10 protein-coding genes are annotated in these 15,590 nt (G+C 71.7%); 7 read left to right on the top strand and 3 right to left on the bottom strand.

Translation table 11 applies throughout. From position 1 onward, the window contains the following. Positions 1-9: 9 nt before the first annotated feature. Together ACIRO3_RS06075 and proP are read left to right on the top strand one after the other, a co-directional pair. A complete protein-coding gene (locus ACIRO3_RS06075; protein WP_365996802.1) occupies positions 10-438 on the top strand; it encodes a hypothetical protein in 429 nt (142 codons plus the stop codon). Positions 439-886: 448 nt separating this feature from the next. Then, positions 887-2,401, top strand: coding sequence for a glycine betaine/L-proline transporter ProP (gene proP / locus ACIRO3_RS06080; RefSeq protein ID WP_404134079.1), 1,515 nt, complete (start codon positions 887-889; stop codon positions 2,399-2,401). A 37-nt stretch (positions 2,402-2,438) separates the two neighbouring features. On the opposite strand, the gene ACIRO3_RS06085 is transcribed toward proP, so the two are convergent. From ACIRO3_RS06085 to ACIRO3_RS06095, 3 genes are all read right to left on the bottom strand, one after another. Next, positions 2,439-2,990, bottom strand: a complete 552-nt coding sequence (locus tag ACIRO3_RS06085) for an ATP-binding protein (protein WP_404133013.1) — start codon at positions 2,988-2,990, stop codon at positions 2,439-2,441. A 194-nt stretch (positions 2,991-3,184) separates the two neighbouring features. Continuing rightward, positions 3,185-3,556: an STAS domain-containing protein gene (locus ACIRO3_RS06090; RefSeq protein WP_404133015.1), complete on the bottom strand. Its 372-nt coding sequence runs from the start codon at positions 3,554-3,556 to the stop codon at positions 3,185-3,187. A 266-nt stretch (positions 3,557-3,822) separates the two neighbouring features. Continuing rightward, entirely contained in the window at positions 3,823-4,737 is a 915-nt protein-coding gene (locus ACIRO3_RS06095; RefSeq protein WP_404133018.1) for a SigB/SigF/SigG family RNA polymerase sigma factor, read from the bottom strand. A 325-nt stretch (positions 4,738-5,062) separates the two neighbouring features. Here ACIRO3_RS06095 and ACIRO3_RS06100 point away from each other — a divergent pair, with 325 nt between their 5' ends. From ACIRO3_RS06100 to ACIRO3_RS06120, 5 genes are all read left to right on the top strand, one after another. After that, positions 5,063-9,637, top strand: coding sequence for a HAMP domain-containing protein (locus ACIRO3_RS06100; protein ID WP_404133020.1), 4,575 nt, complete (start codon positions 5,063-5,065; stop codon positions 9,635-9,637). 84 nt (positions 9,638-9,721) lie between these two features. Further along, entirely contained in the window at positions 9,722-12,142 is a 2,421-nt protein-coding gene (locus ACIRO3_RS06105; RefSeq protein ID WP_404134081.1) for a SpoIIE family protein phosphatase, read from the top strand. A gap of 114 nt (positions 12,143-12,256) precedes the next feature. After that, positions 12,257-14,203 carry a flavin monoamine oxidase family protein gene (locus ACIRO3_RS06110; RefSeq protein ID WP_404133023.1) on the top strand — a complete coding sequence of 649 codons (1,947 nt, stop codon included), beginning with the start codon at positions 12,257-12,259 and terminating at the stop codon, positions 14,201-14,203. Positions 14,204-14,375: 172 nt separating this feature from the next. Beyond that, a complete protein-coding gene (locus tag ACIRO3_RS06115) occupies positions 14,376-14,615 on the top strand; it encodes a chaplin (protein ID WP_404133026.1) in 240 nt (79 codons plus the stop codon). 321 nt (positions 14,616-14,936) lie between these two features. Then, complete coding sequence (locus ACIRO3_RS06120) at positions 14,937-15,551, top strand: response regulator transcription factor (RefSeq protein WP_361780698.1); 615 nt, start codon at positions 14,937-14,939, stop codon at positions 15,549-15,551. Positions 15,552-15,590: the final 39 nt, after the last annotated feature.

Consider the following 15,590-nt stretch of genomic DNA (forward strand, 5'->3'; position numbering starts at 1 on the left):
CGCGACAGCATGGACGACTCCACACAGCACACCACCGAGTTCCGCGTCACCGTCGACGGTGAGCGCTTCACCTGCGAGGACGCCCAGGGACTGGGCCCCCAGGGCGACGGCGGCCTGCCCGGGCAGGAGCTGACCGTGACGCTCACCGGCTGCGTCCTGACCGACACCCCGAAGGCCCTCGCCTGGGCGCTCGGCCGGGACGCGACGGGGCCGCGCTCCGTCCGGATCGACGCCACGACCGCGGACGGCCGGGAGGTGGTCACCGCCTGGGACCTGACGGACGCGGCACCGACCCGGACCGACGATTCCAGTGGCACGGCGTCGAACCACGAGACGCGCATCCAGCGCCTCACGCTGCACGCCGCGAAGATCACCCCGGTGTTGCGCGACGAGGACCGGTTCCAGGACGCCGGAACCACTCCCCCTCCCGGAACCTGAACCGTCCGACCCCGCGGGGGGGGGGGGGGGGGGGGGGGGGGGGCGGGCCCGGGCCCCCCCCCCCCCCCCCCCGCCCCGCGCCGGCGCCCCCCCCCGCGCCCCCGCCCCGCCCCCCCCCCCCCCCCCGCCCCCCCCCCCCCCACCCCCCCCCCCCCCGCCCCCCCCCCCCCCCCCCCCCCGGGGGGGGGCGGCGCGCCCCCCCCCCCCCGGGGGCCCCCCCCCCCCCCGCCCCGTCGTCGTGGCGCCGGCCCGCCGGCGGGGCCGTCCCGTCCCGCGGTCGCCCCCGTCACACGGTCGGACCCGCCGACATGCCGAGTCGCGCGCCTGCCCGAAGAATCAGAGGGCGCCGGCCCACGCCAGGGCACATTCGGGCAGAGAGGTCTACACGATGGCTGGACCGTCTCGCCGCCCGCAGCCCTCGCGCAGCGGTCACGCGTCGACCGATCGGATGCTCCGTACCCTGCTCCGGCGCCGCAAGAAGTCTTTGACCAGCGAGGACGTGTCCGTCGCCGATCAGCCGCAGGTGCGTCGCGCCGTGACGGCGGCCGCTCTGGGCAACACCATGGAGTGGTTCGACTTCGGCGTGTACGCCTACCTGGCCGGCACGATGGGCAAGGTCTTCTTCCCGTCGAGTTCCCCGGGCGCCCAGGTCGTCTCGACGTTCGCGACCTTCGCCGCCGCCTTCCTGGTCCGCCCGCTCGGCGGCCTGGTGTTCGGCCCGCTCGGCGACCGGATCGGCCGGCAGAAGGTGCTCGCCGCGACGATGATCATGATGGCGGCCAGTACGTTCGCCGTCGGGTTCCTTCCCACGTACGCGTCCGTCGGCTTCGTCGCTCCCCTGTTGCTCCTGGTCTGCCGGCTGGTCCAGGGCTTCTCCACGGGCGGCGAGTACGCGGGCGCGACCACGTACATCGCCGAGTACGCGCCGGACAAGCGGCGGGGCTTCCTGGGCAGCTGGCTCGATTTCGGCACCTTCGTCGGCTACGCCATGGGTTCCGGCCTGGTCACCGTCCTCACCCTCGTCCTGGGCTCGCAGGGGCTGGAGGACTGGGGCTGGCGCATCCCCTTCTTCATCGCGGGCCCGCTGGGTCTGATCGGCCTGTACATGCGGCTGAAGCTGGAGGAGACCCCGGCCTTCAAGAAGGAGGCCGCCTACGCGGCCGTGGAAGCGGAAGGGGACGCGGACGCGGAGGTCCCGGCGGCGGGCAGGGGACACCTCAAGGAGATCTTCACGCGCCACTGGCACGCGGTGCTCATCTGCATGGGACTCGTCCTGCTCTACAACGTCACGAACTACATGGTGACGTCCTATCTGCCCACCTACATGACCGTCACCCTGGGCGAGAACGACACCACGGCCCAGCTCCTGGTCCTCGGGACGATGCTGCTCGTGGTGTTGACGATCACGACCGTGGGACACACCTCGGACCGTTGGGGCCGCAGACCGGTCTTCCTCGCGGGCAGTCTCGCCCTCGTGGTCCTGGCCGTTCCGGCGTTCCTGCTGATCCGGGAGGGCGGGATCCTGCTGCCGGCCGCGGGCTGCGCGATCCTCGGGCTGCTGCTCGTCTGTTTCGCGGGGACGGCCGCCTCCACGCTGCCGGCGCTGTTCCCCACCCGCCTGCGCTACGCGGCGCTGTCCATCGCCTTCAACATCTCCGTGTCGCTGTTCGGCGGCACGACGCCGCTGTTCACCTCGGCGCTCGTGGAGGCCACCGGCAACGACATGGTCCCGGCGTACTACCTGATGGTGGCCGGCGTCATCGGTTTCGTGTCGACGCTGTTCCTGCACGAGACCGCCGGAAAGCCGCTGCGCGGGTCCGGCCCCATGGTCGACACGGCCGACGAGGCGGACGCCCTGGTGGCCCACAGCCGCACGGCGGCCGGCCGGCAGGCCCGGGACATCTGGATCCGGTTGCGCCATCCCTGGGCCCGCCACCACGCACCGCGCGACCGGGACACGTGACCCGTCGGGACCGCCGTGTCCGGTGCGCGATCGGGGTTCAGCCGTGCGTGTCCGCCTGGAGGGGGACGCCGTCGAGAAGGGCACCGGCGGGGGCCGACGTGGTCGGCAGCGTGCTCGGCGCCGGGGCCGGGGCGGGCAGGCCGGTCGTCAGGCGCACGACGTCGATCTCCGCCCAGACCACCTTGCCGTGGGCGTGGGCCTGGGCGTCCCAACGGTCCGAGAGGCGCCGCACTATGTACAGGCCGTGGCCTCCGGGCGTCGCTCCCTGCTGCCTGGGACGGGGGCGCGGCAGTTCGGTCTCCCCGTCGAAGACCTCGATCCGCAGGACGTCGCCCGCGGCCGCGATCACGAACTCCTGACAACCGCCGGCGTGCATGACGGCGTTGGTCAGCAGCTCGGACACGATGAGCAGGACGTCCTCGGCGGTCTCGTGACCGTCCCATCCCCAGTCACGCAGGGCTTCCCGGGTGAAATCTCGTCCCTTGGCGACCTGGCCGCGGGTCCCGCTGAGCGCGAGGCGCCGGCGCTGGGTCACGGTCCTGGTGTCCGCGCGCAGCGGATCGCCGGTCTCGGGTCCGATGGGCGTCACTGTGGTCTCACCCCCTGGGGCACTGGTCTTGTCGTTGATGTCGTACTCCTGCAGTCCTGGCCCGGGAAAAGTCCGGATCGACCGTTTCGGTGTCCCAGACCCCGCGCATACCCGCCCTGCCCTCTTGAACACCTCGCACACGGGTGCCGGTGCCCCCGGGAGGAGGCGCGGGAGGTGCGAGGCGGTGGCGGGGTTCATCCCGTGGCGAGGGCGTCCGGCACGGTGCGGCTGATGGTGAAGACGCCGTCCGCGCCGGTGAGCTGGAGCAGTCGCGACAACTGCTCGGTGGGCGCCGCCAGTCGCAGCGCGATGCCCTCCCGTTCGGTGTCCAACCGCAGGCTCAGCAGCAGGTTGAGGCCCGAGGAGTCGCAGAATCCGACCCCCGACAGGTCGATGACCAGCCGGGACGGACCCGATCCGATCGCCTCGTCCAGGACGGGCTGGACGGATCCCAGGCTGTCGAGGTCGAGGTCTCCGGTGAGCGCGCACACCACGGCGTCCGGCTCGCTGTGCCGGAGTTCGGCCCGCCGCGGCCCGACCGTCTCGTTGTCGGCGCGGGGCGGCACGTCACTGTCCCCTTGGTCGCGAGTTCCCACGTCAGCCTTCCGATGCACTGTCTTTTCCCGTTGCTCGTGTTCGCGTCTGAACTCTACAGCCGGTTCGTCGCTCTTGGTCGTGCTCATGACCGCCGGTTGATCGCCGTGTGGAGGCGCTGGGTGAGCCCGGTGTCGAGGACCCTCGACGGGCGGCCGCCGAACACGGCCCGGGTCGGCCGGACACGCGGGCGGGCGGCGCCGCCGGGTGGTCCCGGAGGCGCCGCCCGCAGGGCGGTTCAGGCTGCGAGCATGCCGCTGCGCAGCTGCGTGAGGATCCGCGACAGGAGGCGGGAGACCTGCATCTGGGAGATGCCGAGTTCGGCGCCGATCTCGGCCTGGGTCTTCTCCTGGCCGAAGCGCATCCGCAGGATCAGACGGTCGCGCTCCTGGAGCCGGCCGAGCAGCGGGGCCAGGGTGTGCATCTCCTCGAAGAGTTCCACGGCCGGGTCCGCCTCGCCCATGCTCTCGGCCAGCGGGCGGGTCCTGCGCCCGCTGGTCGTCTGCTCGTCGGAGTCGGCGGAGGCGTCGAGGGAGCCGCTGGTGTAGCCGTTGGCGGCCACCAGGCCCTCGATGACGTCCTCCTCGCCGAGGTCCAGGTGTTCGGCGATCTCCTTGACCGTCGGCGCGCGGCCGAGCACGTCCGTCAGTTCTTCCTGGCTCTTCGCGAGTTCCGTCCGCAGCTCCTGGAGCCGGCGGGGGACGTGCACGGCCCAGGTCGTGTCACGGAAGTAGCGCTTGATCTCGCCGGTGATGTAGGGGAGGGCGAGGGTGGAGAACTCGACCTCCCGGTCGGGGTCGAAGCGGTCGATGGCCTTGATGAGGCCGATCGTGCCCACCTGGACGATGTCCTCCATCTCCACGCCGCCGCCGCTCGCGCGGCCGCGGAAGCGCCGGGCGGCGAAGTGGACGAGGGAGATGTTCATCTCGATGAGGGTGTTGCGCGCGTACTGGTACTCGCGCGTCCCCTCCTCCAGGGACCGCAGCCGGGTCAGGAACAGGCGCGACAGCTCGCGGGCGTCGCCGGGGGCGACCTCGCGGGCGTTCGCCACGGGGGGCAGTTCCGTGAAGGACTCGGGCGTGGATCCGGTCGGGGGAACGACCTCGGCGGCTGTCTCACGTACGGGGCTCACGACTGCGACAGAGCGAGGCATGGCGATGTTCCCTCCCAGGTGCGGATGGCTTCGTTGCCGCTCTTGCCCCCGCTTTCGAGCCCTACACGGTCAATCGGCGATCAAATTCAGCCAGTCTTGGCTTGATCTGACGGGTTCGAGGCGAGGTGGTGTCCCCAGGGCGGGGTCGGTGGCCCCGCGTCCTCCTCCGGAGAACGAAGTGGAGCCGCAGACCTCGCCGGATAGTCTTCACCCTGTTCGCCGACCGACCGGGACCCGTGGGGTGCGGTGCGGCGGCCGGCCGAAGCAGTGCCGCACCGCCCGTCAACGGCACCGCGGGAATCCGGGAAGATCGAGCGGGGGACAGATGGCCAGGCAGGCAGGCGTGCGCTCCAATGTCGAGGGGACCGCGCCGGGAGTGGTCGGGGAGCCGGAGCTGCGTCAGCTCCTGGCAGGCCTGACAGCCGTCCGCGACGGCGACTTCGGCACCCGGCTCCCCGACGAGGCCGACGGTCTCCTCGGGGAGATCGCGACCGTGTTCAACGGCATGGTCGACCAGCTCTCGCTCTTCACCTCCGAGGTGACCCGCGTCGCGCGCGAGGTCGGCACCGAGGGAACGCTGGGCGGGCAGGCCGAGGTTCCCGGCGTATCGGGGACCTGGGCGGATCTGACCGACTCGGTGAACGCGATGGCCGGCAACCTCACCACCCAGGTGAGGGACATCGCCCAGGTCGCCACGGCCGTCGCCCGCGGAGACCTGTCCCAGAAGATCGACGTGGCGGCCCGCGGCGAGATCCTGGAGCTCAAGGACACCGTCAACACGATGGTGGACCAGCTCTCCTCCTTCGCCGACGAGGTCACCCGCGTCGCCCGCGAGGTCGGCAGCGAGGGCCGGCTCGGCGGGCAGGCCGAGGTGCCGGGCGTGGCGGGCGTGTGGCGGGACCTCACCGACTCGGTCAACTTCATGGCCGGCAACCTCACCGACCAGGTGCGCAACATCGCCCAGGTGACCACGGCCGTCGCCAAGGGCGACCTCTCCCAGAAGATCGCCGTCGACGCGCGCGGCGAGATCCTGGAACTCAAGAACACCATCAACACGATGGTCGACCAGCTCTCCGCCTTCGCCGACGAGGTCACCAGAATGGCCCGCGAGGTGGGCACCGAGGGGATCCTGGGCGGGCAGGCGGACGTCAAGGGCGTCTCGGGCACCTGGCGCGACCTCACCGACTCGGTCAACTTCATGGCCGGGAACCTGACGGCCCAGGTACGGTCCATCGCCCAGGTGGCGACCGCCGTGGCCAAGGGCGACCTGTCGCAGAAGATCCGGGTCGACGCCCGCGGCGAGATCCTTGAGCTGAAGACGACGATCAACACGATGGTCGACCAGCTCTCCGCCTTCGCCGACGAGGTCACCCGCGTGGCCCGCGAGGTCGGCACCGAGGGCCGGCTCGGCGGGCAGGCGGACGTCAAGGGCGTCTCGGGCACCTGGCGCGACCTCACCGACTCGGTCAACTTCATGGCCGACAACCTCACCGCGCAGGTCCGCTCCATCGCCGAAGTCACCACGGCGGTCGCCCGGGGCGACATGACGCAGAAGATCCGGGTCGACGCCCGCGGCGAGATCCTGGAACTGAAGGAGACCATCAACACGATGGTCGACCAGCTCTCCGCCTTCGCCGACGAGGTCACCCGCGTCGCCCGCGAGGTCGGCACCGAGGGCAACCTGGGCGGCCAGGCCACGGTCCGCGGCGTCTCGGGCACCTGGAAGGACCTCACCGACAACGTCAACGTGATGGCGTCCAACCTCACCGGGCAGGTCCGCTCCATCGCCCAGGTGGCCACCGCGGTCGCCCGCGGCGACCTCTCGCAGAAGATCACCGTCGAGGCCAAGGGCGAGGTGGCGGCGCTCGCCGGTGTGATCAACACGATGGTGGACACGCTGTCGGCGTTCGCGGACGAGGTCACCCGCGTGGCCCGTGAGGTGGGCACGGAGGGCCGGCTCGGCGGCCAGGCCCGCGTCCCCAACGTGGCGGGTACCTGGAAGGACCTCACCGACAACGTCAACTCCATGGCCAACAACCTCACCGGCCAGGTCCGCAACATCGCGCTCGTCACCACCGCCGTGGCCAACGGCGACCTGTCGAAGAAGATCGACGTGGACGCCCGGGGCGAGATCCTCGAGCTCAAGACCACCATCAACACGATGGTCGACCAATTGTCCTCCTTCGCGGCCGAGGTCACCCGCGTCGCCCGCGAGGTCGGCAGCGAGGGCCGACTCGGCGGCCAGGCCGAGGTGGAGGGCGTATCGGGCACCTGGAAGCGGCTGACGGAGAACGTCAACGAGCTGGCGGGCAACCTGACCCGGCAGGTCCGCGCCATCGCGGAGGTCGCCAGCGCCGTCGCCGAGGGGGACCTGACCCGCTCGATCACGGTCGACGCGTCCGGCGAGGTCGCCGAACTCAAGGACAACATCAACTCGATGGTCGGCTCGCTGCGCGAGACGACCCGCGCCAATCTGGAACAGGACTGGCTCAAGTCCAACCTGGCCCGGATCTCCGGCCTGATGCAGGGCCACCGCGACCTCTCGGTCGTCGCGGAACTGGTCATGGACGAGCTGACCCCCCTGGTGGCCGCCAGCTACGGGGCCTTCTACCTGGCCGACGAGATCGACGGGCAGTCCTGGCTCACCCTCATCGGCTCGTACGGGCGCCCCTCGGGCCAGTCCGAGAGCGACCGCCTCACCCCGGGCGAGACGCTGGTCGGCCAGGCCGCCCGCAGCCGCCGCATCATCGTCGCCGAGGACGTGCCCGCCGGCTACCTGATCTCCTCCGGCCTCGGCCGGTCCGCGCCCGCGTGCCTGATCGTGCTGCCCATCGTGGTGGAGGACCAGGTACTCGGCGTGATCGAGCTCGCCTCGTTCAAGGAGTTCACGGCCGTCCACCGCGACTTCCTGGGCCGGCTGATGGAGACCGTGGGGGTCAACGTCAGCACCATCGTGGCCAACGCGCGCACCGACGAGCTCCTGGGCGAGTCCCAGCGGCTGACCGGCGAACTCCAGGCCCGGTCCGAGGAGCTCCAGGTACAGCAGGACGAACTCCAGCGCTCCAACGCCGAACTGGAGGAGAAGGCGGCCCTCCTCGCCAGCCAGAACCGCGACATCGAGACCAAGAACCTGGAGATCGAGCAGGCGCGCCAGGAACTGGAGGACCGCGCCCAGCAGCTCTCGCTGGCCTCGAAGTACAAGTCGGAGTTCCTGGCCAACATGAGCCACGAACTGCGCACCCCGCTCAACAGCCTGCTGATCCTGGCCCAGTTGCTCGCGCAGAACCCCAGCCGCAACCTCTCCCCCAAGCAGGTCGAGTACGCGGGCATCATCCATTCGGCCGGTTCCGACCTCCTCCAGCTGATCGACGACATCCTCGACCTGTCGAAGGTCGAGGCCGGGAAGATGGACATCAACCCCGAGCGGGTCCCGCTCAGGCGGCTCCTCGACTACGTCGACGCCACCTTCCGACCGTTGACCAGCCAGAAGAGCCTGGAGTTCGAGATCACGACCGCCACCGGGGTGCCGGTGGACCTGCTCACCGACGACTCGCGACTGCGTCAGATCCTGCGCAACCTGCTCTCCAACGCGGTGAAGTTCACCGAGCACGGCCGGGTGGAGCTGCGGATCGAACCCGTGGCCGCCGCCGACCTGCCGGCCGGGCTGAGCCACGGCGGGCCGATGGTCGCCTTCCGCGTGAAGGACACCGGCATCGGCATCGCGGAACACCAACTCGAATCGATCTTCGCCGCGTTCCAGCAAGCCGACGGCACGACCAGCCGCAAGTACGGGGGCACCGGACTCGGGCTCTCCATCACCCGGGAGATCGCCCAGCTCCTCGGAGGCGCCGTCACCGCGCTCAGCAACCCGGGCGAGGGATCCGTGTTCACCCTCTACCTGCCGGTGGCCCGGACGGACTTCGCCGATCGCGCCCTGGTGGGTCCCGGGACCGAAACCACCGGAAGCACCGTCGGCGAGCAGCGGGGACGGGCCCCGGCGCCCGGTCTCGAGCGACGCCCGCGCCGGCTCCTGGTGATCGAGGAGCGCAGCAACGGCCTGCTGACCCTCGTCGCCGAGAGCGCCACCCACGACCTCGCGCTGGGCCGCTCGCCGTTCGCGGCGCACGAGCCCGTCGAGGTGGTGACCGCCGTGAGCGCCCAGGAGGCGGCGGAGGTACTCGCCGCGGCGCCGTTCCACTGCGTGGTCCTGGAACTCGGCCAGGACGGGGAGGCACTGCGCTTCCTGCGGGCCCTGGCCGGGGACTCGGCGCTGGCCTCCCTGCCGGTCCTGGCCCACGACAACCGTCGTCTCGACGCGGCGCAGCAGCGGGAACTGCACGAGCACACGGCGTCGCAGCCGTTGGAGGTGCTGTCCAGCCTGGACGAGCTGCGGGAGCGGATCTCGCTGCACCTCTCCGCCCAGGAACCCGGTGACGTGCCGTCCCTGGTGCGTTCGCAGGACTCCCCCACCGCTGTTCCCGCGTTCCTCGACGACGGTCTGGCCGGTCGTTCCGTGCTGGTGGTCGACGACGACGCGCGCAACCTGTACGCGATCAGCGGCATCCTCGAACTGCACGGCATCCAGGTCGTGCACGCGGAGAACGGCCGTACCGCCATCGACGCCCTCACCGGTCATCCCGGGATCCATCTGATCCTGATGGACGTGATGATGCCCGAGATGGACGGGTACGCGGCGACCGCCGAGATCCGTCGCATGCCGGCGTACGCCGACCTGCCGATCATCGCGGTCACGGCGAAGGCGATGCCCGGCGACCGGGAGAAGAGCCTCGCTTCGGGAGCCAGCGACTACGTCACCAAGCCGGTGGACGCCGACGACCTCATGGCCCGCGTGCGGCACTGGCTGCTGCCGCGGGACGTCTCGGGGGCCACACGTGTCTGACTCCCCGCCGTCCCCCACGTACCCGCCCAGGAGCCCGGACTCACCGTGAACAGTCCTCAGCACCAAGACGCGCCGCGGGGCGGGATGTCGCCCTCGGGGCCGGACGACGTCACCGTTCCGGCTGCTCGCGGCACCCTGCCGGCCGAGCGCGGTGCGGCCGGGCGGCCGGATCCCGGAGTCGACGTGGGCCGGCTGGCCGCCACCGTGGAACGCCTGCGCCGGGAGGTGCGCGAGGCGCAGTCGGCGTCGGACGGACGGGCCCTGATCGAGATGGCCAAGGGCGTCCTCGTCGGCAAGCTGGGCTGCGGGCCCGCCGAGGCGGCACGGCAGTTGGCCATCCTGGCCGAGCAGTCCGGCACGACCGTGCTGGGCCTCTCGGTGGAGATCATCAACGAGGCGTCCCGCGACCGGGTCAGTGATCTCGCGGCGGAGTTCCTGGATCGCGCCGCGGCCGACGGCGATGGCCGGGACGACGCGGCCGCGGTGCGGTTGCGCGCCGCGGAGAGCGGACTGTTGTCCGCCTCGGACGCCCAGGCCGTGGCGACCGCGCTGTTGGAGAACGCGTTGGCTCCGCTGGGGGCGCACGGTGTGGCCATCTGGCTCGCGGGGGCCGATTCCTCGCTGACGCTGGCCGGCCAGGCCGGGTTCACCCAGGACGAGGCGCTCCGCTGGCGGTACGTCCCGCCGGAGGTCGCCACCTGCGCGCGTCTCGCGCTCAACGAGCGGGGGCCCGCCTTCGTCTCCCGCCTCTCCGATTCGGGCATGCCCTCGATCGGGCGCCGTCGGCACCCGCACGGGGGACGCATAGCGGTGCCCGCCGGGACGGGCGGCCGCATCCACGGGGTGCTGGAGGTGTGCTGGCCGCAGCCGCTGGCGCCGCAGCCGCCGCGGATCATCCGCCAGATCGAGGCGTTGGCGGAGCTGTGCGCCCACACGCTGGAGGACCCGGCGGGCGCGGGCGCCCCGTCGGTTCCGGGCCGGCCGCCGCACGCGACGGTGTCCGAATTGACCGATCTCGCGGACCACTTGCACGACCCGGCGCTCGTCCTCACGCCGATCCTCGGTCCCGCCGGCGGCCTGACGGACTTCCGGGTCCACCACGCCAACGACCGTTTCACCGACCCCGCGGGTCGGCCCCGCAGCGCCGTGGGCGGCTCCACGTTCCTGGAGGCCTATCCCATGGCCGCCGAGGACAACGGGCTGTTCGAGAAGCTGGAGCGGGTCTACGCCACCGGGGAGTCCTTCCAGACCCAGCGGATGACGCTGACCGCGTTCATCGACGACGTGCCGCTCACGGCCGTGGCCGACGCCAGCATCACGCGTCACGGCGCCGCGCTGCTGTTGATCTGGCGGATCGAGGACGAGACCGCGCGGCTGGCCAGCCTGCTGCAACACGCGCAGCGGCTCGGCCGGATCGGTGGCTTCGAGGAGAACTTCACCACGGGTGAGATCACCTGGAACGGGCAGCTCTTCTCCCTGTACGGGCTGCCGGCGGGGGCCTCGCCGGTACCGTTGGAGGCGCTCCCCGGCCACGCGCACCCCGATGACATCACGTCGATCAACCGGTTCCTGCGGACGCTGATGCACTACCGGCGCGAGGCCTCCGTGGCCTTCCGCCTCCAGCGTCCGGACGGCGTCACCCGGCACATCCGCATCGTCGCGGAGCCCGTCCAGGACGCGGACGGGTCGCTGTTCGCCGTGCGGGGCGCCTACCAGGACATCTCCGCGCAGCACTGGACCGAGGTGGCTCTGGCCGCCACCCGGGACCAACTGGCTTACACGGAGGCGGAGTCGGCGGAGCGCAGCCGTCTCGCGTTGCAGTTGCAGCACGCGATCATGCCGCCGGCGCCCGCGCCGCTCGACGCGCCGGGGATCCGCATCGGGGTGCGGTACCGGCCGGCGGAGTCGCAGGCCCTGATCGGCGGGGACTGGTACGACTCGGTCGTCCTGCCGAACCGGAAGGTGCTCCTGTGCGTGGGTGACGTCGCCGGGCACGGCATCGAGGCGGCCACCGGCATGGTGGTCCTGCGCAACGCCCTGCGCGGCCTCGCGGTGACCGGGGCCGGACCGGCCCAGTTGCTCACCTGGTTGAACGCGGTCGCCCACCACCTGACCAGTGACCTGACCGCGACCGCCGTGTGCGGGATCTTCGATCCGGACCGGCGGGTGCTGCGTTGGGCGCGCGCGGGACACCTGCCGCCCATCCTCGTGCGGGGCGCGCGGGCCACGGCCTTCCCGCTGGCCAAGGGCCTGCTGCTCGGTGCCGTGCCGAACGCGGAGTACGAGGAGGAGGAGGTACAGCTCGAAGCCGAGGACACCGTGCTGATGTACACCGACGGGCTCGTGGAGCGTCGGGACACCTCCATGATGGATTCCCTGACCCAACTCCTCGGCCTCGCGCAGCGGGAGTCCCCGTCGCTGGAGAGCCGGCTGGACCGCCTCCTGACCCACAGCAGGTCCGACACGGACGACGACACCTGTCTCGTCGGGGTCCAGGTGCGCTGAGCGGACCCGGCACGGGACGTCAGCATCGCGCCCGCACCATCACGTTCGGGTGGTTCGAGGTTCTCCAGGCGCGTTCGGCGCGGCGGACCGGGCCGGTGCCCCGAGGGTGGGTTCATGATCAATGAATCCGTCTCCGGCGCCGCGGGCTCGACCTCCCGGCGCTCGGTGCTCGCCGGCGCGGGCGCCCTCGCCGTGGCCGGCGGGATCGCCGCCGCCACGGTCCCGGCCACCGCCGCGCCCGCCACCGCCACCAACGCCGCTCCCGCCGGGGCCCCTTCCGCCGACTGGGACACCTGCCTGGCCGTCGCCCGCGCCGTCCTGGTCCGGGACGACAACGACGAGCCGCTGGTGCCGCGTTACTCGGACGTACTGCTGAAGTCCGGTCTGCCCAGGTCCCGCAGGGCTCCCCGGAAGGTGCTGGTCATCGGCGCCGGACCGGCCGGCCTGGCCGCCGCCCACCTGCTGCACTCGGCCGGCCACCGGGTCACCGTGATCGAGGCCAACGCCAACCGTGTCGGCGGTCGCGTCAAGACCTTCCGCGCGGGCGGTCACGAGCGCGCCGTCGCCCCCTTCGCCGACCCGAAGCAGTACGCCGAGGCCGGGGCCATGCGCATCCCCGACAGCCACCCGCTGGTGACCGGACTCATCGACTCCCTCGGCTTGCACCGCCGGCCCTTCCACCTGGTGGACGTGGACCGCGCGGGCCGTCCGGCGTCCCGTACCTGGATCCTCGTCAACGGCATCAGGGTGCGGCGCGCGGACTACGCGCGCGACCCGCGCGCCGTCAACCGCTCCTTCGGCGTGCCCGCCGCGTACGAGAACGTTCCGGCCGCGCAGATCGTACGGGGCGCCCTGGCTCCCGTGCGCAAGGAGATCGACGGCAAGGAGGGGAGCGCGCTCGTCGAGGCCTGGGCGCGGGTGATCCAGCGGCACGGCCACATGTCGATGTACCGCTACCTCACCGACGAGGCGAAGCTGGACGAACGGACCGTCGACCTGATCGGCACCGTCGAGAACCTCACCTCCCGGCTCCACCTCACGTTCCTGCACTCCTTCATCTCCTCCGCCCTGATCAGTCCGGACACCCGCTTCTTCGAGCTCCCCGGGGGCACCGGCACCCTCGCGGACGCCATGTACGAGCGGGTCAAGGACCTGGTGAGGCTGGACCGGCGGGTCACTCGCATCGCGCGGGACGCGGCGGGCAGGTCCGTCACGGTGGAGACGGTGTCCGAGGGTCGCGGCGGTCGCCCCGTCGTACGGGAGACCTTCACCGGCGACGTCGCCATCGTCACCGTGCCGTTCTCGGGGCTGCGGCACATCCCCGTGACGCCCGCCCTGTCGTACGGGAAACGGCGTGCGATCACCGAGCTGCACTACGACGCGGCGACCAAGGTGCTGCTCGAATTCAGCCGCCGCTGGTGGGAGTTCACCGAGGCGGACTGGAAGCGGGAGTTGGAGGCCGTGCGCAAGGGTCTCCACGCCGACTACCAGATGGGCCGCACCCCGGGTGACGGCTCGCTGCTGGGCGCCCACCCCGCGACGCCGAAGGGCCGTGTCACGCAGGCGCAGCGCGCGCACTACGCGGCCTGCCGGCTCGTCGCCCGGGACCAGCCGGAGGCCGCCGGTGTCGTCGGTGGCGGCTCCACCAGCGACAACCCCAACCGTTTCATGTTCCAGCCCTCGCACCCGGTCCCGGGCAGCGCGGGCGGGGTGGTCCTGGCCTCCTACAGTTGGGCCGACGACGCCCTGAAGTGGGACGCCCTCGACGACGCGGAGCGTTATCCCCGGGCGCTGTCCGGCCTGCAGGACGTGTACGGGCAGCGGATCGAGGTGTTCTACACGGGCGTCGGCGCGACCCAGTCGTGGATGCGCGACCCGTACGCGTACGGCGAGGCCTCGGTGCTCCTCCCCGGCCAGCACACCGAGCTCTTCCCGCACGTCCGCCGTGCCGAGGGCGGGCTGCACTTCGCCGGCTGTCACACCTCCGTCAAGCCGGCGTGGATCGAGGGCGCGCTGGAGTCGGCCGTGCGCACCGCGCTCGAGGTCCACCTCGCGCACTGACGGGTCGCGGCGGCGCACTCGGCCCACCGGGTCACTCGTGCGAGGGAATGACCGGGGCACGGCCAAGCCGGACCGGTCGTGCGGAACGAAACACTGGCGTGGGTCCCGACGGGGCCCCGGGGCGCGCCCTTTCGCGGGGCGGGCCCGTCACCACCTTTGAAGGAGAGCTCACATGTCGCGTGTGCTGAAGACCGCCGGCCTCGCCCTCGCCGCCGGAGCCGTCGTGATCGGCGGAGCCTCGATGGCCTCCGCCGACGCCGGTGCGCAGGGCGCGGCCATCGGTTCCCCCGGTGTCCTGTCCGGGAACCTCGTCCAGGTGCCCGTCCACGTCCCGATCAACGCCTGCGGCAACTCCGTCAGCGTCATCGGTCTGTTGAACCCGGCGTTCGGCAACGCCTGCGTCAACGCCTGATCGCTCGGCCTCACGGCGGCTGAAGGGTGCCGGTCGTCCTCGGGGGCGACCGGCGTCCCGCCCGGATCAGTGGGAGGACCGCGGCGGCGCCCGGTCGAGCCTGTTCGAATCCGGGGGGCCCGTTGTACGAAGACGCGGGGCGCAAACGGAGTGCGGCGCCGCACTCAAGTACGTTCCCCGCCAAAGGCGGAACGCAATCTCCGAGGGATCTCGGCCAAGGTTCTCGAACACACCAGAGCGCCCCCGCGGTGACGTTCCAGGGGTCCGGTGTGCGGGCAGCCGCTTCATGCCGTTGCCGCTTACCGGAGGAGAGATTCCGCAATGACGAAGGTCCTGGTCGTGCACAGCGTCCGCCTGGTCCGTTCCGCCCTCGCAGCCCTTCTGAGATCCGAAGGCCCTTTTGAAGTGACCGCCGCGGGCTGGCGGACCGCGGTACGCGAAACGGAATGCTTACAACCGGACGTCACCGTCGTCGACCTCGACTGTCCGGGCGCGGCTCCGCTCCTGGCGGGGATGGGCCGCAGGGACCGGCACTCCCCTTCCTCCCCCGCCTCCTCACCCATCCTGGTACTGGCTTCGGCCGGTACGCCCGGCTCGCTGCGGAGGGCGTTCCGGGCACCTGTGCTGGGGTGTGTCGACAAGGACGGTTCGCCGGGCCGGCTGGTGCGGGCCGTACGACGGGTCGCGGCCGGTGAGCGCTTCATGGACGCCTCGCTCGCGTCCGCCTGCATGGAGGCGGAGCCCGTACCGCTGAGTCCGCGTGAACTCAGCGTGCTGGCCCGCGCGGCGGAAGGCGATTCGATAGCCGAGATAGCCAGCGCCCTGCACCTGGCCAGCGGCACCGTGCGCAACTACATGGCCGCCGCCACGCGCAAGGCGGGTGCGCGCAATCGCATCGACGCCATCCGCATATCGCGCCGGGAAGGCTGGGTCTGAGACCGGAGCCGCCCGCGACCGGAGACCGGGACCCGGAGG

Origin of the sequence: Streptomyces sp. NPDC102278, assembly GCF_044766345.1 — a bacterium.
Lineage (GTDB): Bacteria > Actinomycetota > Actinomycetes > Streptomycetales > Streptomycetaceae > Streptomyces.